The 25,966-nt window shown below is 59.4% G+C and carries 27 protein-coding genes and 1 tRNA gene; 27 read left to right on the plus strand and 1 reads right to left on the minus strand.

What is annotated here, in order from left to right; genetic code table 11:
* The first annotated feature begins 14 nt into the window (after positions 1 to 14).
* The 8 genes from WG899_RS01660 (at position 15) to tsaD (ending at position 6,478) form a co-directional block, all read left to right on the plus strand.
* A complete protein-coding gene (locus WG899_RS01660; RefSeq protein WP_263536429.1) occupies positions 15 to 548 on the plus strand; it encodes a Fe-S cluster assembly transcription factor in 534 nt (177 codons plus the stop codon).
* Positions 549 to 593: 45 nt separating this feature from the next.
* Positions 594 to 1,814: an IscS subfamily cysteine desulfurase gene (locus tag WG899_RS01665; RefSeq protein ID WP_339593879.1), complete on the plus strand. Its 1,221-nt coding sequence runs from the start codon at positions 594 to 596 to the stop codon at positions 1,812 to 1,814.
* 41 nt (positions 1,815 to 1,855) lie between these two features.
* Positions 1,856 to 2,260 carry a Fe-S cluster assembly scaffold IscU gene (iscU, locus tag WG899_RS01670; protein ID WP_339593880.1) on the plus strand — a complete coding sequence of 135 codons (405 nt, stop codon included), beginning with the start codon at positions 1,856 to 1,858 and terminating at the stop codon, positions 2,258 to 2,260.
* A 12-nt stretch (positions 2,261 to 2,272) separates the two neighbouring features.
* Complete coding sequence (gene iscA / locus WG899_RS01675) at positions 2,273 to 2,596, plus strand: iron-sulfur cluster assembly protein IscA (protein ID WP_339593881.1); 324 nt, start codon at positions 2,273 to 2,275, stop codon at positions 2,594 to 2,596.
* 74 nt (positions 2,597 to 2,670) lie between these two features.
* Complete coding sequence (hscB, locus tag WG899_RS01680; RefSeq protein WP_339593882.1) at positions 2,671 to 3,189, plus strand: Fe-S protein assembly co-chaperone HscB; 519 nt, start codon at positions 2,671 to 2,673, stop codon at positions 3,187 to 3,189.
* Between the two features lie 32 nt (positions 3,190 to 3,221).
* Entirely contained in the window at positions 3,222 to 5,078 is a 1,857-nt protein-coding gene (gene hscA / locus WG899_RS01685; RefSeq protein ID WP_339593883.1) for a Fe-S protein assembly chaperone HscA, read from the plus strand.
* Positions 5,079 to 5,099: 21 nt separating this feature from the next.
* Entirely contained in the window at positions 5,100 to 5,438 is a 339-nt protein-coding gene (gene fdx / locus WG899_RS01690) for an ISC system 2Fe-2S type ferredoxin (RefSeq protein ID WP_339593884.1), read from the plus strand.
* Between the two features lie 8 nt (positions 5,439 to 5,446).
* Complete coding sequence (gene tsaD, locus WG899_RS01695) at positions 5,447 to 6,478, plus strand: tRNA (adenosine(37)-N6)-threonylcarbamoyltransferase complex transferase subunit TsaD (protein WP_339593885.1); 1,032 nt, start codon at positions 5,447 to 5,449, stop codon at positions 6,476 to 6,478.
* A gap of 35 nt (positions 6,479 to 6,513) precedes the next feature.
* On the opposite strand, the gene WG899_RS01700 is transcribed toward tsaD, so the two are convergent.
* A complete protein-coding gene (locus tag WG899_RS01700; RefSeq protein WP_339593886.1) occupies positions 6,514 to 6,954 on the minus strand; it encodes an Hsp20/alpha crystallin family protein in 441 nt (146 codons plus the stop codon).
* Between the two features lie 471 nt (positions 6,955 to 7,425).
* Here WG899_RS01700 and rpsO point away from each other — a divergent pair, with 471 nt between their 5' ends.
* The 19 genes from rpsO to WG899_RS01795 all read left to right on the plus strand — a co-directional run bounded on the left by rpsO (position 7,426) and on the right by WG899_RS01795 (position 25,961).
* Complete coding sequence (rpsO, locus tag WG899_RS01705; protein WP_339593887.1) at positions 7,426 to 7,695, plus strand: 30S ribosomal protein S15; 270 nt, start codon at positions 7,426 to 7,428, stop codon at positions 7,693 to 7,695.
* Between the two features lie 273 nt (positions 7,696 to 7,968).
* Positions 7,969 to 10,098, plus strand: a complete 2,130-nt coding sequence (pnp, locus tag WG899_RS01710; RefSeq protein ID WP_339593888.1) for a polyribonucleotide nucleotidyltransferase — start codon at positions 7,969 to 7,971, stop codon at positions 10,096 to 10,098.
* Between the two features lie 19 nt (positions 10,099 to 10,117).
* The gene (locus WG899_RS01715; RefSeq protein WP_339593889.1) at positions 10,118 to 11,107 is read left to right on the plus strand and encodes an NAD(P)H-quinone oxidoreductase; all 990 of its coding nucleotides are present in this window, start codon (positions 10,118 to 10,120) and stop codon (positions 11,105 to 11,107) included.
* 23 nt (positions 11,108 to 11,130) lie between these two features.
* Positions 11,131 to 11,871, plus strand: a complete 741-nt coding sequence (gene tpiA, locus WG899_RS01720) for a triose-phosphate isomerase (RefSeq protein WP_339593890.1) — start codon at positions 11,131 to 11,133, stop codon at positions 11,869 to 11,871.
* A 90-nt stretch (positions 11,872 to 11,961) separates the two neighbouring features.
* Complete coding sequence (secG, locus tag WG899_RS01725; protein WP_339593891.1) at positions 11,962 to 12,342, plus strand: preprotein translocase subunit SecG; 381 nt, start codon at positions 11,962 to 11,964, stop codon at positions 12,340 to 12,342.
* 164 nt (positions 12,343 to 12,506) lie between these two features.
* A tRNA-Leu gene (locus WG899_RS01730) sits at positions 12,507 to 12,591 on the plus strand.
* Between the two features lie 215 nt (positions 12,592 to 12,806).
* Positions 12,807 to 13,166: an NADH-quinone oxidoreductase subunit A gene (locus tag WG899_RS01735; protein WP_339593892.1), complete on the plus strand. Its 360-nt coding sequence runs from the start codon at positions 12,807 to 12,809 to the stop codon at positions 13,164 to 13,166.
* A 44-nt stretch (positions 13,167 to 13,210) separates the two neighbouring features.
* A complete protein-coding gene (locus WG899_RS01740; protein WP_046113908.1) occupies positions 13,211 to 13,687 on the plus strand; it encodes a NuoB/complex I 20 kDa subunit family protein in 477 nt (158 codons plus the stop codon).
* 14 nt (positions 13,688 to 13,701) lie between these two features.
* The gene (locus tag WG899_RS01745; protein ID WP_339593893.1) at positions 13,702 to 14,295 is read left to right on the plus strand and encodes an NADH-quinone oxidoreductase subunit C; all 594 of its coding nucleotides are present in this window, start codon (positions 13,702 to 13,704) and stop codon (positions 14,293 to 14,295) included.
* Between the two features lie 3 nt (positions 14,296 to 14,298).
* A complete protein-coding gene (locus WG899_RS01750; protein WP_339593894.1) occupies positions 14,299 to 15,552 on the plus strand; it encodes an NADH-quinone oxidoreductase subunit D in 1,254 nt (417 codons plus the stop codon).
* A gap of 8 nt (positions 15,553 to 15,560) precedes the next feature.
* Positions 15,561 to 16,085, plus strand: coding sequence for an NADH-quinone oxidoreductase subunit NuoE family protein (locus WG899_RS01755; RefSeq protein ID WP_339593895.1), 525 nt, complete (start codon positions 15,561 to 15,563; stop codon positions 16,083 to 16,085).
* 15 nt (positions 16,086 to 16,100) lie between these two features.
* A complete protein-coding gene (nuoF, locus tag WG899_RS01760) occupies positions 16,101 to 17,453 on the plus strand; it encodes an NADH-quinone oxidoreductase subunit NuoF (protein ID WP_339593896.1) in 1,353 nt (450 codons plus the stop codon).
* Positions 17,454 to 17,471: 18 nt separating this feature from the next.
* On the plus strand, positions 17,472 to 19,799 hold the full coding sequence (nuoG, locus tag WG899_RS01765) for an NADH-quinone oxidoreductase subunit NuoG (protein ID WP_339593897.1): 2,328 nt from the start codon (positions 17,472 to 17,474) through the stop codon (positions 19,797 to 19,799).
* Between the two features lie 16 nt (positions 19,800 to 19,815).
* Complete coding sequence (nuoH, locus tag WG899_RS01770; RefSeq protein WP_339593898.1) at positions 19,816 to 20,874, plus strand: NADH-quinone oxidoreductase subunit NuoH; 1,059 nt, start codon at positions 19,816 to 19,818, stop codon at positions 20,872 to 20,874.
* 14 nt (positions 20,875 to 20,888) lie between these two features.
* Entirely contained in the window at positions 20,889 to 21,374 is a 486-nt protein-coding gene (nuoI, locus tag WG899_RS01775) for an NADH-quinone oxidoreductase subunit NuoI (RefSeq protein ID WP_339593899.1), read from the plus strand.
* Between the two features lie 71 nt (positions 21,375 to 21,445).
* Entirely contained in the window at positions 21,446 to 22,096 is a 651-nt protein-coding gene (locus WG899_RS01780) for an NADH-quinone oxidoreductase subunit J (RefSeq protein ID WP_339593900.1), read from the plus strand.
* On the plus strand, positions 22,096 to 22,404 hold the full coding sequence (nuoK, locus tag WG899_RS01785) for an NADH-quinone oxidoreductase subunit NuoK (protein ID WP_263537478.1): 309 nt from the start codon (positions 22,096 to 22,098) through the stop codon (positions 22,402 to 22,404). Before WG899_RS01780 ends, nuoK begins: the two co-directional genes overlap by 1 nt.
* 7 nt (positions 22,405 to 22,411) lie before the next feature.
* Positions 22,412 to 24,463: an NADH-quinone oxidoreductase subunit L gene (nuoL, locus tag WG899_RS01790; protein WP_339593901.1), complete on the plus strand. Its 2,052-nt coding sequence runs from the start codon at positions 22,412 to 22,414 to the stop codon at positions 24,461 to 24,463.
* Between the two features lie 19 nt (positions 24,464 to 24,482).
* Complete coding sequence (locus WG899_RS01795) at positions 24,483 to 25,961, plus strand: NADH-quinone oxidoreductase subunit M (protein WP_339593902.1); 1,479 nt, start codon at positions 24,483 to 24,485, stop codon at positions 25,959 to 25,961.
* Positions 25,962 to 25,966 lie beyond the last annotated feature (5 nt).

A 25,966-nucleotide genomic window follows, 5' to 3' on the forward strand; every position in this document is an offset into this window, starting at 1 on the left:
CAAAGGAGAGATAGATGCGACTCACCACCAAGGGCCGTTTTGCCGTCACTGCGATGATTGATTTGGCCCTGCGCGAAAACGGTGGGCCGGTGGCCTTGGCCGCCATCAGCCAGCGTCAGCAGATTTCACTCTCCTATTTGGAGCAGTTGTTCGGCAAGCTGCGTCGGCATGAGCTGGTCGAGAGCACCCGCGGACCGGGCGGCGGCTACTCGCTGGGCCGCAAATCCAGCGAAATCACCGTGGCCGACATCATCGTCGCGGTCGACGAACCCATTGATGCCACCGGTTGCGGCGGCCATGAGAACTGCATGGGCGAGAACACCGGCCGCTGCATCACCCATGAGTTGTGGACCAGTTTGAACGCCAAGATGATCGAGTACTTGGACTCCGTCTCCCTGCGCAAGCTGGTGGAAGACCAAGTCGCCAAGGGCGTGACCATTGAAGAGTCACCCATGAAACGTGCCATTTCTTCCACGCCGGTGGTGAAGCCGATCCGCATCACGGCGCCGAATTCGGTCTTTGCCCTCGGCAATGCCTTCACCAAGTAAATACGTTTCAACAGAAAACAAGCCAAGCAAGAAGCCCAGCCAAAAATGGACATGACCCCGCATTTCCCGATCTATTTGGACTACGGCGCGACCACGCCCGTGGACCCCCGTGTCGTTACCGCCATGGTGCCGTGGTTGAGTGAACATTTCGGCAATCCGGCCTCACGCAGCCATGCCTGGGGCTGGGAAGCGGAGGCCGTTGTCGAGAAGTCTCGTGAAGAAGTGGCCGCGCTGATCGGCGCCGACCCACGCGAAATCGTCTGGACCTCCGGCGCAACCGAGTCGATCAACCTCGCCATCAAGGGCGCGGCGCAGTTCTACAAGACCCGCGGCAAACACATCATCACGCTGAAGACCGAGCACAAGGCCGTGCTGGACACCTGCCGCGAGTTGGAGCGTCAAGGTTTCGAGGTCAGCTACCTGGATGTCGAGGCCAATGGCCTTGTTGATCTGGATAAGTTGAAGGCCGCTTTCCGCCCAGACACCATTTTGGTTTCGGTGCTGTTTGTTAGCAATGAGATCGGTGTGATTCAAGACATTCCTGCCATCGGTGCGCTGTGCCGCGAGCGCGGGGCAATCTTCCACGTGGACGCCGCTCAGGCCACGGGCAAGGTGGAAATTGATTTGGCCAAGTTGCCGGTCGATTTGATGAGCCTGGCTTCGCACAAGACCTATGGCCCCAAGGGCATTGGCGCTCTGTATGTGCGCCGCAAGCCACGGATTCGCCTGGAAGCGCAGATGCATGGCGGCGGTCAAGAGCGTGGCATGCGCTCCGGCACGCTGGCCACGCATCAGATCGTCGGCATGGCCACCGCCTACCGCATCGCTCGCGAAGAAATGGCGGAAGAGGGCGCGCGTATTCGCATGCTGCACAAGCGCCTGCTAGATGGCCTGAGTGGAATTGAGCAGGTGTTTGTGAACGGCGACCTCGAACGCCGCGTGCCGCACAACCTGAACATGTCCTTCAACTATGTAGAAGGCGAGTCGCTGATCATGGGCGTGAAGGGCTTGGCCTTGTCGTCCGGCTCGGCCTGTACTTCGGCCAGCTTGGAACCCAGCTATGTCTTGCGCGCCTTGGGCCGCAGCGATGAGTTGGCGCATTCCTCTTTGCGCATGACGATCGGCCGTTTCACCACCGTCGAAGAAATTGATTATGCGATTGCGACCCTGAAGGACAGAGTCGGCAAATTGCGTGAGTTGTCGCCGCTCTGGGATATGTACAAGGACGGCATCGACATCAGCACTATTCAATGGGCAGCGCACTGAGTTGAATCTCGGCGCGGCACGAACAGAATCAGGAGAACATCATGGCCTATAGCGAAAAAGTCGTTGATCACTACGAAAACCCGCGCAATGTCGGCGCCTTTGAAAAGGGCGATGACTCGGTTGGCACCGGCATGGTCGGCGCGCCGGCCTGCGGCGATGTGATGAAGCTGCAGATCAAGGTCAACCCGGCCACCGGTTTGATCGAAGATGCCAAGTTCAAGACCTATGGCTGCGGCTCCGCCATCGCCTCCAGCTCGCTGGTGACCGAATGGGTCAAGGGCAAGTCCTTGGATCAGGCGCTGGACATCAAGAACACCCAGATCGCCGAAGAGTTGGCCCTGCCGCCGGTCAAGATTCACTGCTCCATCTTGGCCGAAGACGCCATCAAGGCTGCGGTGGATGACTACCGCGCCAAGCATGGCGGCGCCGCTCAAGCAGCCCAATAAGGGATCACCGGCATGTCAGTGACTGTGACCGAAGCTGCTGCGCGCCATGTGACGCGCTACATCACCAAGCGCGGCAAGGGCGTGGGCGTTCGCTTGGGTGTCAAGACCACCGGTTGCTCCGGTCTGGCCTACAAGCTGGAGTATGCGGATGAGGTGGCGCCCGAGGATGTGGTCTTCGAGGGTCATGGCATCAAGATCTTGATCGACCCCAAAAGCCTGCCCTACCTGGATGGCACCGAGCTGGACTTCGTGCGCGAAGGCTTGAACGAGGGCTTCAAGTTCCGCAATCCGCGCGAGAAAGACCGCTGCGGCTGCGGCGAGTCCTTCCGCGTGTAAAGTTGCGCCCCTTTTTGTGTTCGGTCCCGGGCGCGGCGAGAGCTGCGCCTTTTTCTTGAAGCGTAGAGCCTTTGATGCGACTTGATGACGATGACTTCAGCCTTTTTGGTTTGCCCCAGCGGCAGGACCAGAATCGTGCCGACATCGACGCATGCTGGAAGACGCTGCAGTCTCAGGTGCATCCAGACAAATTCGCCAGCGAAGGTGCAGCGGCTCAGCGCATCGCCATGCAGTGGGCGGTGCGCGTGAATGAAGCGCATCAACGCTTGCGTGATCCGCTCAAACGGGCCGCTTATCTCTGCGAGCTGCGTGGAGCACCCCTGCGCACGCACGAAAACACCCGCATGCCGGCGGCCTTTTTGATGGAGCAGATGAGCTGGCGTGAGGCGCTCGACGAAGCCGCTGATGCCTCAGCGGTGGAGGCGCTGGATGATCAAATTTCCGCGCGTGAAGCCGAGTTGCTGGCCCAGGTGCAAAGCTTGCTCGATCACAAGAATGATGCTTTGGCTGCCGCCGAGCAGGTGAGGGCGCTGATGTTTCTCGCCAAGTTTCGCGCCGATATTGCGCGGCGTATGGATGCGCTGGACGCGTAAGCCGCGCTGTAAACCCAAAAGACAAGAACAACATGGCATTGCTGCAGATTTCCGAACCCGGCCAGTCGCCCAACCCTCATGAGCGCCGCATTGCGGTCGGCATCGATCTAGGCACGACGCACTCCTTGGTCGCTGCGGTGCGCAGCGGTGTGGCTGAGTGCTTGCCTGATGAGCAAGGTCAGGTGATCTTGCCCTCGGCCGTGCGCTATCTCGAAGAGGGGCGTCGCCAGATCGGCGCGGCGGCCCTGCAGGCGCAGGCGGAGGATCCGGTCAACACCATTGTGTCGGTCAAGCGATTCATGGGCCGGGCGCTGGCGGATATCGCCAACCTCGACAAGCTGCCCTACCAGTTTGAAGACACGCCCGGCATGGTGTCGCTGGCGACGCGCGACGGCATCAAAACGCCGGTTGAGGTGTCAGCCGAAATTTTGGCGACGCTGCGCTTCCGCGCCGAAGACAGCTTTGCCGACGATGTGTTCGGCGCGGTGATCACCGTGCCTGCTTACTTTGATGACGCGCAGCGACAGGCCACCAAGGATGCGGCGCAACTGGCTGGCTTGAATGTGCTGCGCTTGATCAATGAGCCAACGGCCGCAGCCATTGCCTATGGCCTCGATAACGGCAGCGAAGGCTTGTACGCCGTCTACGACCTCGGCGGCGGCACCTTTGATATTTCTTTGCTGCGCTTGAGTCGCGGTGTGTTCGAGGTGGTCGCCACCGGTGGCGACGCGGCCTTGGGTGGTGACGATTTTGATCGAGTGATTGCGGACGCTGTGCTCGCGCAGGCGGGCTTGGCTGCTGACAGCGCGCATGACAAACGCGCCGTGCTGGTGGCGGCGCGGCGCGCGAAAGAGCAGCTGTCAACGGCAGAAAGCGTTAGCTTTTCTGCGCAACTGGACGCCGGAGCCATCGAGGTCCAACTGACCCGTGCGCAGTTTGATGCCTTGGCCGAGCCCTTGGTGGCGAAGACCTTGAGTTCCGTGCGCCGTGTGCTGCGCGACGCCAAGGTCAAGGCCGATGAAGTGCAGGGCGTGGTGATGGTGGGTGGATCGACCCGCATGCCCATCGTGCGCACATCTGTGGGCGCTTTGTTCGGCCGCGAGGTCTTGACCAATTTGAATCCCGATGAGGTGGTGGCGCTGGGCGCGGCCATCCAGGCCAATCAATTGGCGGGCAATGCAGCGGCTGGCGACATTTTGTTGCTGGATGTGATCCCGCTCTCGCTGGGTCTTGAAACCATGGGCGGCTTGGTCGAGCGGGTGATTGAGCGCAATGCGACCATCCCGGTTGCGCAGGCGCAAGACTTCACCACTTTCAAGGACGGTCAAACGGCCATGGCTGTTCATGTGCTGCAAGGCGAGCGTGAGTTGGTCAGCGAGTGCCGCTCGCTGGCGCGCTTTGAGTTGCGCGGCATTCCGCCGATGGTGGCCGGCGCCGCGCGTATTCGGGTGACCTTCCAAGTTGATGCCGATGGTTTGCTTAGCGTGTCGGCCAAGGAGTTGATCTCAGGCGTCGAAGCGGCCATTAGCGTCAAGCCCAGCTATGGCTTGTCGGACGATCAAATCGCCGGCATGTTGAAAGACGGCTTTGCCAGTGCGGAGGCCGATATGGAAGCGCGCAAATTGCGCGAGGCTTCGGTCGAGGCTGAGCGCATGCGTCTGGCCACCTTGTCCGCCTTGGCGGCAGATGGCGATCTGCTCAGTCAGAGCGAGCAAGCCGATATCGCCGCCTTGCTTCAGTCATTGTCTGAGGCCGCTTCTGGCAGCGACGCTGCGGCGATTGACGCTGCTGTCGAGCGTTTGGCCCAGGGCACCGAGGCCTTTGCGGCCGCGCGCATGAATCGCGGCATTCACAAGGCCTTGACCGGCCGCAGCATCGAGCAAATCTAAGTTCAGGGAAAGAAGTTCATCATGCCCGTCATCAAAATTCTTCCCCATCCCGAATACTGCCCCGAGGGCGCGACGGTGAGCGCGCCCGCCGGCACCTCGATTTGCGAAGCCCTCTTGGACAACAAGATTTCGATTGAGCATGCCTGCGATATGGTGTGCGCCTGCACCACCTGTCACGTGGTGGTGCGCGAGGGCATCCGGTCTTTGTCGGAGATGGAAGAGGGCGAAGAAGACATGCTGGACCGCGCCTGGGGGCTTGAACCCGACTCGCGCCTGAGTTGCCAAGCCATCTTGGGGCAAAAGGATGTGACGATCGAGATTCCCAAGTACTCGATCAATCACGCCAAAGAAAATCACTGAGGGCCGGCATGCTGGTCCTTGGCTTTGAGTCCTCTTGCGATGAAACCGGTGTTGCGCTGATTGAGGTGCCGCAAGTGGGCGCTCCGTGCTTGCTGGCGCAGGCCCTGCACAGCCAGATCAGCATGCATCAGGCCTATGGCGGCGTGGTGCCCGAGTTGGCCTCGCGCGACCATATTCGTCGGGTCTTGCCTTTGACGCGCGAGGTGCTGGCCGAGTCAGGTCGCGCATTGAGTGACGTGGACGTGATTGCCTATACCCAAGGGCCTGGTCTGGCAGGTGCCTTGTTGGTCGGAGCGGGTGTGGCGGTGGCCATGGCGGCGGCGCTCGACAAGCCGACCTTGGGCATTCACCATTTGGAAGGGCATTTGCTCTCGCCCTTCCTGTCGGCCGACGCACCAGAGTTTCCCTTTGTGGCCCTGTTGGTCTCTGGCGGACACACCCAGCTGATGCGGGTGGATGATGTGGGCCAGTATCAGATGCTGGGTGAAACCATCGATGATGCGGCCGGTGAAGCCTTTGACAAGAGCGCCAAGCTCTTGGGGCTGCCCTATCCGGGCGGCCCTCATCTGGCCAAGCTGGCGCTTTCGGGCGACCCCAAGGCTTTTGACCTGCCGCGTCCCATGCTGAAAAGCGGCAAGCCTGACTTCAGTTTTGCCGGACTGAAAACGGCGGTGTTGACCCAGGTGAAGCGCCTGGGCGATGCGCCGAGCGATCAACAGCGCGCCGATTTGGCGGCCTCCACCCAGGCTGCGATTGTCGAACTGCTGGTGCGCAAGTCACTGCTGGCCTTGAAGGAAACCGGCCTCAAGCGCCTGGTGGTGGCCGGTGGCGTCGGGGCCAATGCCTCCTTGCGGGAACAGCTGAATGCGAGCTGCGCCAAGCGCGGCATTCGGGTGCATTACCCGGAACTGAGCTTGTGCACCGACAACGGCGCCATGATCGCCATGGCCGCGGCCTTGCGCCTGCAGCGGGGCATGGCCACGCTGGAGCGAGATGGCGCTTTTGCGGTCCGACCGCGTTGGACTTTGGGCGCAGCCTAGCCTGGGCTAGGTCTGCGTGTTTATCGATCGCCGGCTCACATCACCGGCAAATGGCTGGCAGCTGCAGGCTGCCGTTTGGCTAGAGTCAATGTCAACACGCCCAGTTCCAGCTTGGCCTTGGAATCTGATTGACTGACTTCCTTGGGCAGCACGATGCTGCGCGAGAAGCGGGTCAGGGCGCGCTCTTGATGCAAAACCTGCTCTGTAGCTTGGCCGGCATCGTTTGAGGTTTGTTCTGGTTTGGCCTGTTCGGCGTCAATGCTGACGCGGCGACCTTCGATCGAGATCTTCACAGCTTCTTTGTTGACGCCGGGCAGGTCCAGTTGCAGCACATAGCTGTGTTCGGTTTCCTTGACGTCCAGGGCTGGTGAGCGCAAAGAGACTGCCTCCGTATCGGTCTTGAACATGCGCTCAATCTGGCGGGCGAACTCGGCCTCTTGGCGATGCAGATGGCGGCTGACGGGGATCACAAACATGATGGACTCCAGGTTGGAGAGGCCTTTGTCGCAAAGAGACATTCAGTGCGCGGCCCCCATGGTTCCTCAGTTTGTAGTGCTCGCAAGCCTTTCAAGGGCTTTGAAAAATACAGTTTTGGGCCTCTTGGAACGCGGACCTCCAGCGCCATATGCCTGTGCCCGCTCAGCGTATCGCTCGCTTGGGCGTGCATCTGTCGGGTAGGCGTTCAAGTCTTGTTGGGGTGACTTTGGCTGGTGTCCGTCCCCAACTCTGGGCGCACATTTCGATTCAGTCTATAATCGACAAGTTTTGTGCCCTGAGCTTGGCTCATTGCAGCGTTCGCGCTGCATGGGTTCCCGGCAAAAGGCGCAAAGCACAAGGCACGGCTCGGGTCGGTTTCACCCGTGACCGCAAGTAAAACCATGGAAACCGTCTGCGTACCCGGGCACTGAGCCTGTGTTGCCAGCGGATTCCGATACCAAGGAACGCATATGTCCGTCGCAGATATCAACAAGGCAGAGATCGTTCAATCGAACGCCCGCAGCGCCAACGACACTGGCTCGCCAGAAGTCCAAGTCGCTCTGCTGACAGCTCGCATCAACGCGCTGACCCCTCACTTCAAGGCAAACATGAAGGACCATCACGGTCGTCGTGGTCTGCTGAAGATGGTCAATACACGCAAGAGCTTGCTGGCTTACCTGAAGTCCAAAGACGCCGCACGTTACACCGCGCTGATCCAGAAGCTGGGCCTGCGTAAGTAATTCGCGAGTGAGATCAAGGAGCCTGTCTGGGTTGCATGTCCAGTACAGGCTCTTTGTCTTTTGTGAATCCATTGGAGTTGAGCTGACGTGGCGCTGCTGTGTCATTCCAATACCTCGGTCCCCAGTCCGCAAATTCGGTACGGGCACGAGCGATGTTTTGGAATGGCATCCCGCCAAACCCAGTCTCACTCTCGGTTGTGAAGCGGCACCGCAAGCCGCATCGAAACAGCTGCGCGGGCCTGTGCGCCCGCCAGTCAAGAGGAGAGACACACAATGAGCATGTTCAATAAAGTCACCAAGACCTTCCAGTGGGGCCCCCATTCCGTCACGATGGAGACCGGCGAGATCGCCCGTCAGTCGAGCGGCGCCGTGGTGGTGAACATCGAAGGCACCGTGGTGCTGGCAACCGTGGTTGCCAAGACCGAAGCCAAGGCCGGCCAGGACTTCTTCCCGCTGACCGTTGACTATCTTGAAAAGACCTACGCTGCAGGCAAGATCCCCGGCAGCTTCTTCAAGCGTGAAGGCCGCCCCAGCGAGTTGGAGACCCTGACCAGCCGCCTGATCGACCGCCCGATCCGCCCGCTGTTCCCCGAAGGCTTCTACAACGAAGTTCAGGTCGTCGTGCACGTGCTGTCCTTGAACCCTGAAGTTCAGGCCGACATCGCTGCTTTGATCGCATCGAGCGCCGCCTTGGCCGTCTCGGGCATCCCGTTCAACGGCCCGATCGGCGCTGCGCGCGTGGGCTATGTGAATGGCGAGTACATCCTGAACCCCGGCAAGACCGAGTTGGCCAACAGCAAGATGGATCTGGTGGTTGCCGGTACTCAAGCTGCTGTGCTGATGGTGGAATCGGAGGCCGATGGCCTGAGCGAAGAAATCATGCTGGGCGCCGTGGTGTTCGGCCATGAGCAAGGCAATATCGCTATCGCTGCCATCGACGAGTTGGTGCGCGACGCTGGTAAGCCAGCTTGGGACTGGAAGGCTCCCGCCAAGAACGAAGAGCTGATCGCCAAGGTTGGCGCACTGGCTGACGAAGCTCTGGCTGCTGCCTACCATATCCGCAACAAGCAAGCCCGTACGCAAGCCTGCCGCACCGTGACTGCTAACGTCATGGCTGGCCTGAAGGCTGACGGTGTCGAGTTCGACAAGGTCGAAGTCGAAAGCATGCTGTTCGAGATCGAAGCCCGCATCGTGCGCGGCCAGATCCTGGCGGGTGAGCCTCGCATCGACGGTCGCGATACCCGCACCGTGCGCCCGATCGAAATCAGCAACAGCATCCTGCCACGTACCCACGGTTCTGCCCTGTTCACCCGTGGTGAAACCCAGGCTTTGGTGGTGGCGACTTTGGGCACCGACCGCGATGCGCAGCGCATTGACGCGCTGGCCGGCGAGTTCGAAGACCGCTTCATGCTGCACTACAACATGCCTCCCTTTGCCACCGGTGAAACCGGTCGCGTGGGCAGCCCGAAGCGTCGCGAAATCGGTCACGGTCGCCTGGCCAAGCGCGCGTTGATCGCTGCGCTGCCGAGCAAGGAGGACTTCCCGTACTCGATGCGCGTGGTCTCGGAAATCACCGAGTCGAACGGTTCCTCGTCGATGGCTTCGGTCTGCGGCGGCTGCCTGGCATTGATGGACGCCGGAGTGCCGATGAAGGCTCACGTGGCCGGCATCGCCATGGGTCTGATCAAGGACGGCAACCGTTTCGCCGTGCTGACCGACATCCTGGGTGACGAAGATCACCTCGGCGATATGGACTTCAAGGTGGCCGGTACCACCGGCGGCATCACTGCGCTGCAGATGGACATCAAGATCCAGGGCATCACCAAGGAAATCATGCAAGTCGCCTTGGCTCAAGCCAAGGAAGCTCGCCTGCACATCCTGGGCAAGATGGTGGAAGCCATGGGCACGGCCAACACCGAGGTGTCGCAGTTCGCGCCGCGTCTGTACAGCATGAAGATCAATCCGGAAAAGATCCGTGACGTGATCGGCAAGGGTGGCGCAACCATCCGTGCGCTGACCGAAGAAACTGGCACGACCATCGACATCGCTGAAGACGGCACCATCACCATCGCTTCGACCGATGCTGAAAAGGCTGCTCACGCCAAGAAGCGCATCGAAGAGATCACGGCTGAAGTTGAAATCGGCAAGGTCTATGAAGGCCCGATCACCAAGATCTTGGACTTCGGTGCCCTGGTGAACCTGCTGCCTGGCAAGGATGGTCTGCTGCACATCAGCCAGATCGCCCACCAGCGCGTCGAAAAGGTGACCGACTTCCTGAAGGAAGGTCAGATCGTCAAGGTCAAGGTCATGGAAACCGACGAAAAGGGTCGCATCAAGCTGTCCATGAAGGCCTTGATCGACCGCGACGCGGCTCCGGTGCAAGCGCCGGCTGACGCCGAGTAAGACGAAGTCGTCGCTGCCAATGAAGGCAATCGCCATCACCCGCCCAGGCGGGCCCGAGGTGCTGCAGATGATCGAGCGCCCCGACCCCATCGCTGGGGCGGGGGAATGCTTGATCGCGGTTGAGGCCTTTGGCCTCAATCGCCCCGATGTGTTGCAGCGCAAGGGCGCGTATCCGGCGCCAGCCGGCGCCAGTGATTTGCCGGGCCTGGAAGTGGCCGGGCGAATCCTTGCGGGTGATGAGCAAGCCTTGGCTGCGGCGGGCTTCAGGCTCGGCGATGCGGTATGTGCCTTGGTGGCGGGTGGTGGCTATGCCGAACTCTGTACGGCGCCGATTGGGCAATGCCTGCCGGTGCCTGAGGGTTGGAGCATGGTTGAGGCTGCCAGCCTGCCGGAGACTTTTTTCACCGTCTGGTCCAATGTGTTTGAGCGTGCCGGTTTGAAGGCCGGCGAAAGCTTGCTCGTGCATGGCGGCAGCAGCGGAATCGGCGTCACTGCCATTCAATTGGCGAAGGCGTTCGGCGCTCGAGTACTGGTCACGGTGGGTAGCGCCGACAAGGCTGATGCCTGCCTGAGGCTAGGTGCCGATCTGGCGATTGACTACAAGCAACAAGATTTCGTTGCCGAAGTCGCCGCTGCGACGGCCGGTCGAGGCGTTGACGTCATTTTGGACATGGTCGCGGGCAGCTATGTTGAGCGCAATGTGCGCTGCTTGGCCGAGGATGGTCGTGTGGTGATCATTGCCGTTCAAGGTGGTGTGGACGCCAAGTTCGATGCTGGCTTGGTGCTGCGCCGCCGTTTGACGGTGACCGGCTCAACCTTGCGGCCGCGTTCATTGGCTTTCAAGGCGGGTATTGCGCTCGCCTTGAAGGAGCGAGTTTGGCCCTTGTTGTCGCGGCGTGAAATTGGCCCGGTGATCTATCGCAGCATGCCTGCGGATCAAACGGCTGCCGCGCATGCACTGATGGAATCGGGCGAGCACATCGGCAAGATCGTGTTGAGCTGGCACTGATTCACAAATAAAGGACAGAGACAATGCGCAAGAAGCTTGTTGTTGGCAATTGGAAAATGCATGGCAGCCGTGCCTCGAATGCTGCCCTGTTGGGTGCGTTGAAGGATGCTGGGCCATGGAGTGCTGACGTTGCTGTTTGTGTGCCGTTTCCTTATCTGACGGAAACCGCCTTGGCCCTGACGGGTCAGCAGGTGCTGTTGGGTGCGCAAGACTGCTCATCTCATGAGCAGGGCGCATATACCGGTGAAGTTTCGTCGGCCATGTTGTCCGACTTGGGTTGCCGTTATGTCATCGTGGGGCATTCCGAGCGGCGCGCCTATCACCATGAAAGTGATCAGTTGGTGGCGGACAAAGCCAAGGCCGCTTTGGCGCATGGCGTCACACCTATCGTCTGTGTTGGCGAGACGCTGGCAGAGCGCGAAGCTGGGCAGACCGAGTTGGTGGTGAAGCGGCAGTTGGCTGCGGTCATCCATACGCTGACGCATTGCATCGGTGAAATCGTACTGGCCTATGAGCCGGTGTGGGCCATTGGTACCGGTTTGACCGCTAGCCCCGAGCAAGCCCAGGCCGTCCATGCGGTGCTGCGCAAGCAGTTGCAGGCGGCCAGCCAGAAGGCTGACGCTATGCGCATTCTTTATGGTGGCAGCGTCAAACCAGACAATGCGGCGCAGCTGTTTGCTCAGACCGATATTGATGGTGGTTTGATCGGCGGAGCGGCTCTGAAGGCTGCTGACTTTGCTGCCATCTGCCGGGCGGCCATGTAAAGAGTTTGTTGTTTGGCCTCGGAGTCTTTTGCCGAGCTTGGGGTCTCGCAAGTCGAGGCCAAAAGGTCAAGAATTTTTGGAGTGTTTGAGATGCAAGTCTGGATGAATTTGGTATTGGTTTTGCAGTTGCTGAGCGCCTTGGCCATGATCGGCCTGGTGTTGGTGCAGCATGGCAAGGGGGCTGATATGGGTGCTTCCTTTGGTAGCGGTGCTTCGGGCAGTTTGTTTGGTGCCACCGGCAGCGCCAACTTCTTGTCGCGCAGCACGGCCATCTGCGCCACGATTTTCTTTGTCAGCACGCTGGCCATGGCTTACTTGGCCAATCACCGCGGTGGAGCGAGCGGCAAAGACACAATCTTGGATCGTGCTGCTCCCGCCGCTGTTGCCGCTTCCGGCGCTGCTGCCATTCCTGGTGCGGCTCCAGCCTTGGTGGCGCCTGCGCCCACAGCAGCCTCTGCTGCAGGAAACTGACGCGAACATTGCGGGCTCAGGGCTTGTCGGGCCCCGTCAACAAAATGCAAACATTTTGCTTTTGTGAGTCAAGAGGCCTTGAAATTTCGGTATAGAATTCGAGGCTGACTTGATAGCGATTCCTCTCGCTATATAAAGCAAGTCGAGAATAGATTTAAGTATTGGCCGTCGTGGTGAAATTGGTAGACACGCTATCTTGAGGGGGTAGTGGCGAAAGCTGTGCGAGTTCGAGTCTCGCCGACGGCACCAAAACATAGGTTAGCATTCCAGGGTTGGAGCCCGAAGAGTGTTGATCGGAGCGCCCTGTCGCGGAGTAAGTCGGGAATGAATTTCTTGATTGCAATGCCGGGGACCAGGCGGGCGCAGTCCGTAAGCGATTTTTCGCTGTCGGTGCGCCCGTTGCTTTTTTCGAATCGCTGTGGACCGCTTGGAGGCGGAAAGCAGCTCTAGACAGAGCGTCACCCATGAACTTGGATCAGTACCTACCCGTCATCCTCTTCATCCTGGTCGGCGCCGGCGTCGGCGTGGCGCCTCAAGTGCTCGGCTTTCTGCTTGGGCCGAATCGGCCAGATGCGGCCAAAAACTCCCCCTATGAATGCGGCTTCGAGGCCTTTGAAGATGCTCGAATGAAATTCGACGTCCGGTATTACCTCGTGGCCATTTTGTTCATTTTGTTTGACCTGGAAATTGCGTTTCTCTTTCCTTGGGCAGTTTCTCTGCGTGAGATTGGAGCAACCGGTTTTTGGTCGATGATGATTTTCCTGGGCATTCTGGTCGTGGGTTTTGCCTACGAGTGGAAAAAAGGCGCCCTGGATTGGGAATGATGCACCTGGTCTGCTGACAGACTCAGAACTCGGAAGCGCACCTCATGGGTATCGAAGGCGTTCTAAAAGAAGGCTTTGTCACCACCTCGGTCGACAAGCTGATCAACTGGTCGAAGACCGGTTCCTTGTGGCCCATGACCTTTGGTCTGGCCTGTTGTGCGGTCGAAATGATGCACGCTGGTGCAGCGCGTTACGACATTGACCGTTTCGGCATGTTGTTCCGCCCCAGCCCTCGTCAGAGCGATCTGATGATCGTGGCCGGCACGCTGTGCAACAAGATGGCGCCGGCTTTGCGTAAGGTCTACGACCAAATGGCCGAGCCCCGTTGGGTGCTCTCGATGGGTTCCTGCGCGAATGGTGGTGGCTACTACCACTACAGCTATTCGGTCGTGCGCGGTTGCGACCGTATCGTGCCAGTAGATGTCTATGTGCCTGGCTGCCCGCCGACGGCCGAGGCGCTGCTGTACGGAATCCTGCAATTGCAGGCAAAAATTCGTCGTGAAAACACGATCGCGCGCTGAAGGATCAAGTACCCATGAGCAAACTTGCCACCCTGCAAGCCGCACTTGAGTCTGTCCTTGGCGACAAGATTCAAAAACTGAAGAATCAGTTTGGTGAAATCACCATCGAAGTTGCAGCAACCGACTATCTGTCGGTTGCGAAGACCTTGCATGATCATCCGGAATTGCGCTTCGAGCAGTTGATCGATCTCTGCGGTCTGGATTACAGCAGCTACAAAGACGGCGGCTACGAAGGTCTGCGCTTCGCTGTGGCCTCGCATCTCTTGTCGGTCAACAAGAACTGGCGCTTGCGCCTGAAGGTCTACTGCCCAGACGATGCTTTTCCTTGCGTCGCTGCCATCACACCGATTTGGAACTCCGCCAACTGGTTTGAGCGCGAAGCCTTTGATTTGTACGGCATCATTTTCGATGGCCACGAAGACCTGCGTCGCATCCTGACTGATTACGGTTTCATTGGTCACCCGATGCGCAAAGACTTTCCGACCTCGGGCAATGTGGAAATGCGTTACGACGCCGAGCAAAAACGCGTGATTTATCAAGCGGTGACGATTGAGCCGCGTGAAATCACGCCGCGCATCATCCGCGAAGAAAACTACGGTGGTATCTGATTCATGGCTGAAATCAAGAACTACACGCTGAATTTCGGTCCTCAGCACCCGGCTGCGCACGGTGTGCTGCGCCTGGTTTTGGAACTCGACGGTGAAGTGATTCAGCGGGCTGACCCGCATATCGGTTTGTTGCACCGCGCCACTGAAAAGCTGGCCGAGAGCAAGACCTATATCCAGTCGCTGCCTTATATGGACCGTCTCGACTATGTGTCGATGATGGCCAATGAGCAGGCCTATTGCCTGGCCATCGAGAAGATGATGGGCATCGAGGTGCCGATCCGTGCGCAATACATCCGTGTGATGTTTGCCGAGATCACGCGCTTGCTGAACCACCTGATGTGGTTGGGTGCGCACGGCCTGGATTGCGGCGCGATGAACGTGCTGATTTACGCCTTCCGTGAGCGTGAAGACCTGTTCGATATGTACGAGGCCGTCTCTGGCGCGCGCATGCATGCGGCTTATTTCCGTCCGGGTGGTGTCTACCGCGATCTGCCGGACAGCATGCCGCAGTACAAGGTCAGCAAGATCAAGAATGCCAAGACCTTGGCCAAGATGAATGAGAACCGCAGCGGCACGCTGCTGGACTTCATCGAGGACTTCTGCAATCGGTTCCCCGGCAATGTTGACGATTACGAGACCCTGCTGACCGATAACCGAATCTGGAAGCAACGTACCGTCGGAATCGGCGTGGTCTCGCCTGAGCGCGCACTGAATATGGGCTTCACCGGCCCGATGTTGCGCGGTTGCGGCATCCCCTGGGATCTGCGCAAGAGTCAGCCCTACGACGCCTATGCGAAGTTGGACTTCGACATTCCTGTCGGCACCAACGGCGACACCTATGACCGCTATGTGGTGCGCGTCGAGGAAATGCGTCAGTCGAACCGCATCATCCAGCAATGCGTGGCTTGGCTGCGCGCCAATCCTGGTCCGGTGATTACCGACAACCACAAGGTGGCTCCTCCTTCTCGCGTCGGCATGAAGTCGAACATGGAAGAGTTGATCCACCACTTCAAGCTGTTCACAGAAGGCTTCTGCGTGCCCGAAGGCGAAGCCTACGCAGCGGTGGAGCACCCCAAGGGTGAGTTCGGTATCTATATGGTCAGCGACGGCGCCAACAAGCCTTACCGGCTGAAAATTCGCGCCCCAGGCTTCGCCCATTTGGCAGCGCTGGATGAAATGGCGCGTGGCCATATGTTGGCTGACGCGGTAGCCATCATCGGCACGATGGACATCGTGTTCGGTGAAATCGATCGGTGAGTCATTCGATGAGCAATGAATACATTCTGAGTGAAGCCACCGCGGCACGTTTTGCGCGCGAAGTGGCCAAATATCCGGCCGACCAGAAGCAGTCGGCCGTGATGGCCTGCTTGTCCATCGTCCAGCAAGAAACCGGTTATGTGTCTCGCGCCAGCGAAGACGCAATTGCAGCCTATCTGGGCATGCCGCCAATCGCTGTGTACGAAGTGACGACCTTCTACAACATGTACAACCAGCGCAAGTTGGGTCAGTTCAAGTTGAACGTCTGCACCAATTTGCCCTGCCAGTTGCGTGATGGGCAAAAGGCACTCAATCACCTCTGCGAAAAGCTGGGCGTGGAAGAGGGCGGCACAACCGCCGATGGCTTGTTCACCGTGCAAAAGAGCGAATGTCTGGGCGCATGCGCCGATTCACCGGTGATGCTGGTCAACGACCGCCAGATGTGCAGCTTCATGAGCAACCAACGCCTCGATGAGTTGGTGGATGTGCTCAAGGCACATGCAGCGGCCGAAGCTGCTGCAGCCAAGAACTGAGGAACGGGAAGAAGCATGCTGGATCTATCCAAGTTTCAGAGTCAGGGCGTCGAGACCTGTTTCCACAATCGCCACATCGGCGCGCAGATCTATGACGGTCTGGACGGCAAGAATTGGAGCCTGAAGGACTACGTCGCACGTGGTGGTTATGCCGCACTGCGCAAGATCCTGAAAGGCGAGGGCGCTCCTGAAGGCGCGCCGCTGACGCAGGACCAAGTCATCGCCGAGGTAAAGGCTTCGGGCCTGCGTGGCCGCGGCGGCGCCGGCTTCCCCACGGGCCTGAAGTGGAGCTTCATGCCGCGCCAGTTCCCGGGTGCCAAATACCTGGTCTGCAATTCGGACGAGGGCGAGCCGGGCACCTGCAAGGACCGCGACATCTTGATGTTCAACCCGCACATCGTGATCGAAGGCATGGCCATTGCCGCCTTCGCGATGGGCATCAAGACCGGCTACAACTACATCCACGGCGAGATCTTTGAGGTCTACGAGCGCTTCGAAGCGGCCCTAGAAGAAGCTCGCGCGGCCGGCTTCTTGGGTGACAACATCCTTGGCTCTGACTTCAGCTTCCAGCTGCACGCATTCCACGGTTTCGGCGCCTACATCTGCGGCGAAGAAACTGCGTTGCTGGAGTCGCTGGAAGGCAAGAAGGGCCAGCCGCGCTTCAAGCCACCGTTCCCGGCGAGCTTCGGTCTGTATGGTCGTCCGACGACCATCAACAACACCGAGACCTTTGCCGCAGTGCCTTGGATCATCCGCAATGGTGGCCAGCCCTACCTCGAAATCGGCAAGCCCAATAACGGCGGCACCAAGATCTTCTCGGTCTCCGGCGATGTCGAGCGTCCTGGCAATTACGAGATCCCGCTCGGCACCCCGTTCTCCAAGCTCTTGGAGTTGGCCGGTGGCGTGCGCAAGGGTCGAAAGCTGAAGGCTGTGATTCCTGGTGGATCCTCTTCGCCGGTCTTGACCGCCGAAGTGATGATGGACTGCACGATGGACTATGACTCCATCGCCAAGGCCGGTTCGATGCTGGGCTCGGGTGCGGTGATCGTAATGGATGACAGCCGTTGCATGGTCAAGAGCCTGCTGCGCTTGTCTTACTTCTACGCCCATGAGTCTTGCGGTCAGTGCACACCTTGCCGTGAAGGTACCGGCTGGATGCACCGCGTGGTTGAGCGTATTGCCTCCGGCCATGGTAAGCCCGAAGACATCGATCTGCTGAACTCTGTGGCTGACAACATCCAGGGCCGCACCATCTGCGCTTTGGGAGATGCAGCGGCCATGCCGGTGCGCGCCATGATCAAGAACTTCAAACACGAGTTCGTTCATCTGATCGAACACAAAACGGCTCTGGTGCCGGCCTCGGTTTGAGGCAGGACAGGACACGACATGATTGAAATCGAACTCGACGGTCAGAAGCTGACGGTTCCTGCGGGCAGCATGGTGATGCATGCCGCTGAGCAGGCCGGCACTTACATCCCGCATTTCTGCTATCACAAGAAGCTTTCCATCGCCGCCAACTGCCGCATGTGCTTGGTCGATGTGGAGAAGGCGCCTAAGCCTATGCCAGCTTGTGCGACGCCGGTCACGCAAGGCATGATCGTTCGCACCAAGAGCGACAAAGCGCTGAAGGCCCAGCAAGGCGTGATGGAGTTCTTGCTGATCAACCACCCGCTGGATTGCCCGATCTGCGACCAAGGCGGCGAATGCCAGTTGCAGGACTTGGCGGTGGGCTACGGTGCCGGCAAGTCGCGCTACACCGAAGAAAAGCGCGTGGTCTTCCAGAAGAATGTGGGCCCGCTGATCTCTATGCAGGAAATGAGCCGCTGCATCCATTGCACTCGCTGCGTGCGCTTCGGTCAAGAAATCGCCGGCGTGATGGAGCTGGGTATGGCGCACCGCGGCGAGCATGCCGAGATCCAGACCTTTGTCGGCCGCTCGGTCGACTCAGAGTTGTCGGGCAATATGATCGACATCTGCCCGGTCGGCGCTTTGACCAGCAAGCCCTTCCGCTACAGCGCCCGTACCTGGGAGTTGTCGCGCCGCAAGAGCGTCAGCCCGCATGACAGCACCGGTGCCAACTTGATCGTTCAGGTCAAGGGCAATGAAGTGATGCGCGTCGTGCCGCTGGAGAACGAAGACGTCAACGAATGCTGGATCGCCGACCGCGACCGCTTCTCCTACGAAGCCCTGAACAGTGATCAGCGTCTGACCCAGCCGATGATCAAGCAAGGCGGTGCTTGGAAGACGGTCGACTGGAGCACTGCGCTGGAGTACATCGCCAATGGCTTGAAGGCCATCCGTGCCGAGCATGGTCCGGCTGCCGTCGGCGCGCTCGGCTCCGAGCACAGCACTGTGGAAGAGCTGCATCTGTTGGCCAAGTTGGTGCGCGGTCTGGGTGGCGAGAACATCGACACCCGTCTGCGCCACAGCGATTTCGCCAATCAGGCGGAAGCTGGCAAGGCCTTCTGGCTGGGCCGCTCCATCGCTTCCTTGAGCGAATTGGACCGCGCCCTGGTGGTCGGCTCCAATCTGCGCAAGGACCACCCCTTGTTCGCACAACGTCTGCGTCAAGCGGCCCGCCATGGCGCTCAGGTGATGAGCATCCATGCTGCTGAAGACGACTGGTTGATGCCGATCGCTGCCCGCGTGACCGCTGCGCCGAGCGCCTGGGTGCAGAGCCTGGCCGATGTGGCTGCGGCGATTGCTGCCGCAACTGGCGCTAGCGCACCGTTGGCCGGCCAAGCGACCGAGGCCGCACAGGCGATCGCCGATGCGCTGCTGTCCGGTGAGCGCAAGGCCGTGTTGCTGGGCAATGCCGCCGCCCAGCATCCCCAAGCCGGCAGTCTGCTGAGTTTGGCGAACTGGATTGCTGCGCAGACTGGTGCCACCGTGGGCTACCTCAGCGCTGCCGCCAATACCGTTGGCGCGCAGCTGGCTTCGGCCTTGCCCAAGTCGGGTGGCCTGAACGCGGCTCAGATGCTGAACGGTCAGCTGAAGGCCTTGCTGCTCCTGAACAACGACCCGGTGCTGGACAGCGCCAACCCTGCGGCCGCCGCCAAGGCCCTGGCCGCTGCGGAAATGGTCGTGGTGATGAGCGCCTTCAAGACCGGCCTGGAATACGCCGATGTGATGCTGCCAACGGCACCGTTCACAGAGACCTCGGGCACCTTCGTCAACGCCGAAGGCCGCGCCCAAAGTTTCGTCGGCGTGGTCAAGGCGCTGGGCGAAACCCGTCCGGGCTGGAAGATTTTGCGCGTGCTGGGCAATTTGCTGGCGCTCGACGGTTTTGCGCAGGACAGTTCCGAGCAAGTGCGTACCGAGGCCCTGGGTCACGATTGCGGCGATCTGAGCGCGCGATTGAGCAATGCGTCGGGTGCGGTGCCAAGTCTGGCCGGCGCTGTCGCAGGTTTGGAGCGTCTGGCCGATCTGCCGATCTATGCGACCGACGCTCTGGTGCGCAACGCCAGCTCCTTGCAACTGAGCAGCGATGGCCGCAACGCCGCCGTTGCAAGCTTGCCGCAAGCGCTGTGGACGCAGCTGGGTCTGAGCGAAGGCGCGGCAGTGCGTATCAGCCAAGAAGGTGCTGGCGAAGTGCAACTGGCCGCCCGTTTGGATGCCAAACTGCCCGCCTCGGTGGTGCGTGTTCCGGCCGGTTTGGCCGAAACCGCAGCGCTGGGCTCGTCTTTCGGCGCTTTGAGCGTGGCCAAGGCTTGAGAGGCTTAGAACAGCAATGATTGACACCTTCTACCAATCTGGCGCGCAGCTGCTTGGCGGCGCCTGGCCTGTGATCTGGAACCTGATCAAGATCATCGTCTTGGTCGCTCCGCTGATGATCTGCGTGGCCTATCTGACGCTGTGGGAACGCAAGGCGATCGGTTGGACGCAGATTCGTCCGGGCCCGAATCGCGTCGGTCCCTTCGGCCTGCTGACGCCGATTGCCGATGCGGTGAAACTGATCTTCAAGGAGATCATTGTTCCCTCGGCCGCCAACAAGGGTTTGTTCTTCATCGGCCCCATCATGACCATCATGCCGGCCCTGGCCGCCTGGGTGGTTGTGCCCTTCGGCCCTGAAGTGGCGTTGGCCAATATCAATGCCGGTGTGTTGCTCTTGATGGCCATCACCTCGATCGAGGTCTACGGCGTCATCATCGCCGGCTGGGCTTCGAACTCGAAGTACGCTTTCTTGGGCGCGCTGCGTGCCTCCGCACAGATGGTCAGTTACGAAATCGCCATGGGCTTCGCCCTGGTGGTGGTGCTGATGGTCAGCGGCAGCCTGAACATGACCGACATCGTCATGGGCCAGGGCAAGGGCCAGTTTGCCGATATGGGCATGGGCGTCTTGTCTTGGAACTGGCTGCCTCTGCTGCCGATCTTCGGCGTGTACTTCATCTCTGGTCTGGCCGAAACCAACCGCCACCCCTTTGACGTGGTGGAAGGTGAGTCCGAAATCGTGGCCGGTCACATGGTCGAGTACTCCGGCATGTCCTTCGCCATGTTCTTCTTGGCCGAATACGCCAATATGTGGTTGGTCTCCATCCTGACCGTGCTGTTCTTCTTGGGTGGATGGTTGTCGCCGTTCGCCGCGCTGGACTTCATCCCCGGTTGGATCTGGTTGGGCGCCAAGACCTTCGCGGTCGTCACCATGTTCTTGTGGGTGCGAGCCAGCTTCCCGCGCTATCGCTATGACCAGATCATGCGTCTGGGCTGGAAGATCTTTATCCCCGTGACCCTGGTCTGGTTGGTCGTCATCGGCCTCTGGATTCAGTCGCCCTACAACATCTGGAAGTGAGCTGAGGTCCTCCCATGTCTGCAGTAAGCTTCATCAAGAGCTTCATGCTCATCGAGCTGTTCAAGGGCCTGGCCCTGACTGGACGGCATTTCCTGTCGCGCAATATCACGGTGCAGTTCCCGGAAGAGAAGACGCCGTTGTCGCCTCGTTTCCGTGGCCTGCATGCGCTGCGCCGTTATGAAAACGGCGAAGAGCGTTGCATCGCCTGCAAACTCTGCGAAGCCGTTTGCCCCGCCATGGCCATCACCATTGAAGCCGGCGTGCGCGAGGATGGTTCACGGCGTACCACGCGTTATGACATCGACTTGACCAAGTGCATCTTCTGCGGTTTCTGCGAAGAGAGCTGCCCGGTGGACTCGATCGTCGAAACCAATATCTTTGAGTATCACGGCGAAAAGCGCGGTGACTTGTACTTCACCAAGGACATGTTGCTGGCAGTCGGTGACCGTTTCGAGCCCGAGATCGCAGCCCAAAAGGAGGCCGACGCCAAGTACCGCTGATCGCTTCGGGGTGGACGAGAGTCAAGCTCTAGCCGCCACCCGCGCGAGACTGCTGCTTTGCAGGAAGACGCATGGAAATCACCACTGCTTTGTTCTACATCTTCTCGGCCATATTGCTGGGCTCCTCGTTCCGTGTCATCACGGCGCGTAGCACCGTGCATTCGGCCCTGTTCTTGATCCTGGCCTTCTTCACTGCCTCCTGCATCTGGATGCTGTTGAAAGCCGAATTCCTGGCCATCACCTTGGTGCTGGTCTATATCGGCGCCGTGATGGTGCTCTTCCTCTTCGTGGTGATGATGTTGGACATCAACTCTGACCATGTGCGCGAAGGCTTCTGGAAACACCTGCCGCTGGGCGCGCTGGTCGGTACATTGATCGCGCTTGAAATGGCGGCCGTACTGATGGGTGGATTCCGCCTGAGCGAGGCACCCGCCGAAACCGCAGCTGCGCTGAAGTTGGGCAATACCAAGATGCTGGGCGTGGCCATCTACACCCAATACCTCTATCCTTTGCAAATCGCTGCGGTGTTGCTGCTGGTGGCCATCATTGCCGCCATCGCGTTGACACTGCGCAAGCGCAAGGACTCGCGCAGCCAGAACCCGTCCGAGCAGGTCAAGGTCAAGAAGGCCGATCGCCTGCGCATCATCAAGGTGGCACCGAGCGTGGAAGTTCCTGCTGCCCCTGCTGCTGAGCCAGCAGCCGACACTGGAGCCAAAGCATGATGACCCTGACGCTGGGCCACTTCCTGACCCTGGGCGCGATGCTGTTCGCGCTCTCGGTGGTGGGCATCTTCATGAACCGCAAAAACCTGATCGTGCTGCTGATGGCGATCGAGTTGATGTTGCTGGCCGTGAATTTGAATTTCGTCGCCTTCTCGCACTACTTGGGCGATATGGCTGGGCAAGTCTTTGTGTTCTTCATCCTGACCGTGGCGGCCGCCGAGTCGGCGATCGGCTTGGCCATTCTGGTCGTGCTGTTCCGCAACCGCGCCACCATCAATGTCGAAGAACTCGACGCGTTGAAGGGCTGATCGCCATATGTCCGCACAACTCTCTCAAAACATGTTGCTTGCGGTGCCTTTGGCACCTCTGGTCGGCGCTATCGTGGCCGGCCTGTTTGGCAAGCAGGTGGGGCGCGCAGGCGCTCACAGCGTCACCATTCTGGGCGTTCTGATCGCCTTCATCATCTCCGCGATGACCCTGAATTCGGTCATCAACGACGGCGCCCGCTTCAACCAAACCATTTATGAATGGATGGTGGTCGGCGGCCTGAAGATGGAAGTCGGCTTCTTGGTCGACGGCCTGACCGCCATGATGATGTGCGTGGTGACCTTTGTGTCACTGATGGTGCACATCTACACCATCGGCTATATGCAAGAAGACCCGGGCTATCAGCGCTTCTTCAGCTATATCTCGCTGTTCACCTTCTCGATGTTGATGCTCGTCATGAGCAACAACATGCTGCAACTGTTCTTCGGCTGGGAAGCCGTGGGCCTGGTCAGTTACCTCTTGATTGGTTTCTGGTACACCAAGCCGACAGCGATCTTCGCGAACATGAAGGCCTTCTTGGTCAACCGTGTCGGTGACTTTGGCTTCATCCTGGGCATCGGTTTGCTGGCCGCTTATGCAGGCTCGCTGAACTACACGGAAGTCTTTGCCAAGCGCGCAGAACTGTCCACCATCGCCTTCAACGCGCCTTTGTGGGGCAGCGATTGGATGATGTTGACTGTGGCTTGCATCTGCTTGTTCATTGGTGCCATGGGCAAGTCGGCCCAGTTCCCGCTGCATGTCTGGCTGCCCGATTCGATGGAAGGCCCGACCCCAATCTCCGCGCTGATCCACGCCGCCACCATGGTGACGGCCGGCATCTTCATGGTGGCTCGCATGAGCCCGTTGTTTGAGTTGTCGGACACCGCTTTGAACTTCGTGCTGGTGATCGGTGCCATCACGGCTCTGTTCATGGGCTTCCTGGGCATCATCCAGAACGACATCAAGCGCGTCGTGGCCTACTCCACCTTGTCGCAGCTGGGCTATATGACGGTGGCGCTGGGTGCTTCTGCCTACTCGGTTGCGGTCTTCCACCTGATGACGCACGCGTTCTTCAAGGCCTTGCTGTTCCTCGGTGCTGGCTCGGTCATCATCGGCATGCACCATGACCAAGACATCCGCAATATGGGTGGCCTGCGCAAGTACATGCCCATCACCTGGATCACCTCGCTGCTCGGCTCTTTGGCCTTGATCGGAACGCCGCTGTTTGCCGGTTTCTACTCCAAGGACAGCATCATCGAGGCGGTGCACGCCAGCCATCTGCCCGGTGCAGGCTTTGCCTACTTTGCGGTGATTGCCGGCGTCTTCGTGACGGCCTTCTACTCCTTCCGCATGTATTTCCTGGTCTTCCATGGCAAGGAAAATTTCCGCCACAAGCCTTTCCCCGGCGAACATGACCATCATGATGACCACGGCCACCATGAACCGCACGTGCCGCATGAGTCGCCTTGGGTTGTGACCCTGCCATTGGTGCTGCTGGCCATTCCTTCGGTGGTGATCGGCTACCTAGCTATTCAGCCGATGTTGTTCGGTGACTTCTTCAAGGACGCGATTTTCGTCAACCATGAAGTGCACCACGCCATGAAAGAACTGGCGCATGAATTCCACGGCGCCGCCGCGATGGCTGTCCACGGTCTGAGCACCTTGCCTTTCTGGCTGGCTCTGGGTGGCGTGGTCACGGCTTATGTCTTCTACATGGTCGCGCCTGGCATTCCCAAGACCATTGGCCGCGTGCTCTCGCCGGTCATCAATGTGCTGGAAAACAAGTACTACCTGGACTGGTTCAATGAAAACGTGTTGGCCAAGGCCGCGCGTGGTCTGGGTCTTGCTTTCTGGAAGGGCGGCGATGCAGCTCTGATCGACGGCTTGATCATCAACGGCTCAGCTCGAACCGTGGGCGGCATTGCCGGCCTGGTACGCCGAGTGCAAACCGGTCATCTGTACTGGTATGCGCTGGTGATGATTCTGGGCGTGATCGGACTGATGACGTGGCAGCTGTGGCCCTATATATGGCCCCAATTCAAGACCTTGGCTGGTCTTTGATCTAGGGCGGAGAACAAGAATGTTGCTTAGTCTTGCCATTTTTCTACCCATCGCCTGCGGCCTGATCCTCTTGGCCCTGGGCCGAGACGACCAAGCCAAGACCGTGCGTTGGTTGGCCCTGATCGCCTCGTTGGCCTGTTTTGCGGTCACGCTGCCTTTGATTGGCGGTTTTGACACCTCGACCGCTGCCATGCAGTTCGTCGAAAACCAGCCCTGGATTGAGCGCTTCAATGTGCGCTACCACCTGGGCGTGGACGGCATCTCGATGTGGTTCGTGCCGCTGACGGCTTTCATCACCGTGATCGTGGTGCTGGCCGCTTGGGAAGTGATCGAAACCCGTGTCAATCAGTACATGGGCGCCTTCATGATCCTGTCGGGTCTGATGATTGGTGTGTTCTCGGCGCTGGACGGTCTGCTGTTTTATGTCTTCTTTGAAGCGACGCTGATCCCGATGTACATCATCATCGGCGTTTGGGGTGGCCCGCGCCGTGTTTATGCGGCTTTCAAGTTCTTCCTCTACACGCTGGCCGGCTCCTTGCTGATGCTGATCGCGCTGCTCTACCTGTACTTCCAGTCGGGCGGTTCCTTCGACATCCTCACCTGGCACAAACTGCCCCTGGGCTCGCAAGCGCAGACCTTGTTGTTCTTCGCCTTCTTGGCAGCTTTCTCGGTCAAGGTGCCGATGTGGCCGGTGCACACCTGGCTGCCAGACGCCCACGTGGAAGCGCCGACCGGTGGTTCGGTCGTGCTGGCTGCCATCATGTTGAAATTGGGTGCTTATGGCTTCCTGCGCTTCTCTATGCCCATCACGCCGGACGCTGCGCATCAATGGTCGTGGTTGATCATCGCCATGTCGCTGATTGGTGTGGTCTACATCGGCTTGGTTGCCTTGGTGCAGCAAGACATGAAGAAACTGGTGGCTTATTCGTCCATCGCGCACATGGGCTTTGTCACCCTGGGCTTCTTCATCTTCAATGAACTCGGCATGGCCGGCGGTCTGGTGCAGATGATCTCGCACGGTTTCGTGTCGGGTGCGATGTTCCTGTCCATCGGTGTCTTGTACGACCGTGTGCATTCCCGCGAAATCGCCAGTTATGGCGGCGTGGTCAACACCATGCCCAAGTTCGCGGCCTTCGCCTTGTTCTTCGCCATGGCCAATTGCGGCCTGCCTGCTACCGCTGGTTTTGTCGGTGAGTGGATGGTGATCTTGGGTACTGTCAAGTACAGCTTCTGGCTGGGCGCCATCGCTGCCACCGCACTGATCTTTGGCGCGGCTTATTCGCTGTGGATGTACAAGCGCGTTTACTTCGGTGCTGTCACCAATGACGATGTCAAGAATCTGAGCGACCTCAACGCCCGTGAATTCCTGATGATGGCGGTGCTGGCAATTGCCGTGCTGTGGATGGGCGTTTATCCCAAGCCTTTCACCGATGTCATGCAGGTCTCTGTGAGCGAGTTGCTCAAGCATGTGGCCGTGTCCAAGCTGAGCGGCAATTGAGAGAG

Origin of the sequence: Paucibacter hankyongi (genome assembly GCF_037482915.1) — a bacterium.
Lineage (GTDB): Bacteria > Pseudomonadota > Gammaproteobacteria > Burkholderiales > Burkholderiaceae_C > Paucibacter_A > Paucibacter_A hankyongi.

Bases quoted from the DNA above. Each gene is read 5' to 3' on its own strand.
- WG899_RS01660 (WP_263536429.1), top strand. From the start codon at position 15: ATGCGACTCACCACCAAGGGCCGTTTTGCCGTCACTGCGATGATTGAT.
- WG899_RS01665 (WP_339593879.1), top strand. From the start codon at position 594: ATGGACATGACCCCGCATTTCCCGATCTATTTGGACTACGGCGCGACC.
- iscU (WP_339593880.1), top strand. From the start codon at position 1,856: ATGGCCTATAGCGAAAAAGTCGTTGATCACTACGAAAACCCGCGCAAT.
- iscA (WP_339593881.1), top strand. From the start codon at position 2,273: ATGTCAGTGACTGTGACCGAAGCTGCTGCGCGCCATGTGACGCGCTAC.
- hscB (WP_339593882.1), top strand. From the start codon at position 2,671: ATGCGACTTGATGACGATGACTTCAGCCTTTTTGGTTTGCCCCAGCGG.
- hscA (WP_339593883.1), top strand. From the start codon at position 3,222: ATGGCATTGCTGCAGATTTCCGAACCCGGCCAGTCGCCCAACCCTCAT.
- fdx (WP_339593884.1), top strand. From the start codon at position 5,100: ATGCCCGTCATCAAAATTCTTCCCCATCCCGAATACTGCCCCGAGGGC.
- tsaD (WP_339593885.1), top strand. From the start codon at position 5,447: ATGCTGGTCCTTGGCTTTGAGTCCTCTTGCGATGAAACCGGTGTTGCG.
- WG899_RS01700 (WP_339593886.1), bottom strand. From the start codon at position 6,954: ATGTTTGTGATCCCCGTCAGCCGCCATCTGCATCGCCAAGAGGCCGAG.
- rpsO (WP_339593887.1), top strand. From the start codon at position 7,426: ATGTCCGTCGCAGATATCAACAAGGCAGAGATCGTTCAATCGAACGCC.
- pnp (WP_339593888.1), top strand. From the start codon at position 7,969: ATGAGCATGTTCAATAAAGTCACCAAGACCTTCCAGTGGGGCCCCCAT.
- WG899_RS01715 (WP_339593889.1), top strand. From the start codon at position 10,118: ATGAAGGCAATCGCCATCACCCGCCCAGGCGGGCCCGAGGTGCTGCAG.
- tpiA (WP_339593890.1), top strand. From the start codon at position 11,131: ATGCGCAAGAAGCTTGTTGTTGGCAATTGGAAAATGCATGGCAGCCGT.
- secG (WP_339593891.1), top strand. From the start codon at position 11,962: ATGCAAGTCTGGATGAATTTGGTATTGGTTTTGCAGTTGCTGAGCGCC.
- WG899_RS01735 (WP_339593892.1), top strand. From the start codon at position 12,807: ATGAACTTGGATCAGTACCTACCCGTCATCCTCTTCATCCTGGTCGGC.
- WG899_RS01740 (WP_046113908.1), top strand. From the start codon at position 13,211: ATGGGTATCGAAGGCGTTCTAAAAGAAGGCTTTGTCACCACCTCGGTC.
- WG899_RS01745 (WP_339593893.1), top strand. From the start codon at position 13,702: ATGAGCAAACTTGCCACCCTGCAAGCCGCACTTGAGTCTGTCCTTGGC.
- WG899_RS01750 (WP_339593894.1), top strand. From the start codon at position 14,299: ATGGCTGAAATCAAGAACTACACGCTGAATTTCGGTCCTCAGCACCCG.
- WG899_RS01755 (WP_339593895.1), top strand. From the start codon at position 15,561: ATGAGCAATGAATACATTCTGAGTGAAGCCACCGCGGCACGTTTTGCG.
- nuoF (WP_339593896.1), top strand. From the start codon at position 16,101: ATGCTGGATCTATCCAAGTTTCAGAGTCAGGGCGTCGAGACCTGTTTC.
- nuoG (WP_339593897.1), top strand. From the start codon at position 17,472: ATGATTGAAATCGAACTCGACGGTCAGAAGCTGACGGTTCCTGCGGGC.
- nuoH (WP_339593898.1), top strand. From the start codon at position 19,816: ATGATTGACACCTTCTACCAATCTGGCGCGCAGCTGCTTGGCGGCGCC.
- nuoI (WP_339593899.1), top strand. From the start codon at position 20,889: ATGTCTGCAGTAAGCTTCATCAAGAGCTTCATGCTCATCGAGCTGTTC.
- WG899_RS01780 (WP_339593900.1), top strand. From the start codon at position 21,446: ATGGAAATCACCACTGCTTTGTTCTACATCTTCTCGGCCATATTGCTG.
- nuoK (WP_263537478.1), top strand. From the start codon at position 22,096: ATGACCCTGACGCTGGGCCACTTCCTGACCCTGGGCGCGATGCTGTTC.
- nuoL (WP_339593901.1), top strand. From the start codon at position 22,412: ATGTCCGCACAACTCTCTCAAAACATGTTGCTTGCGGTGCCTTTGGCA.
- WG899_RS01795 (WP_339593902.1), top strand. From the start codon at position 24,483: ATGTTGCTTAGTCTTGCCATTTTTCTACCCATCGCCTGCGGCCTGATC.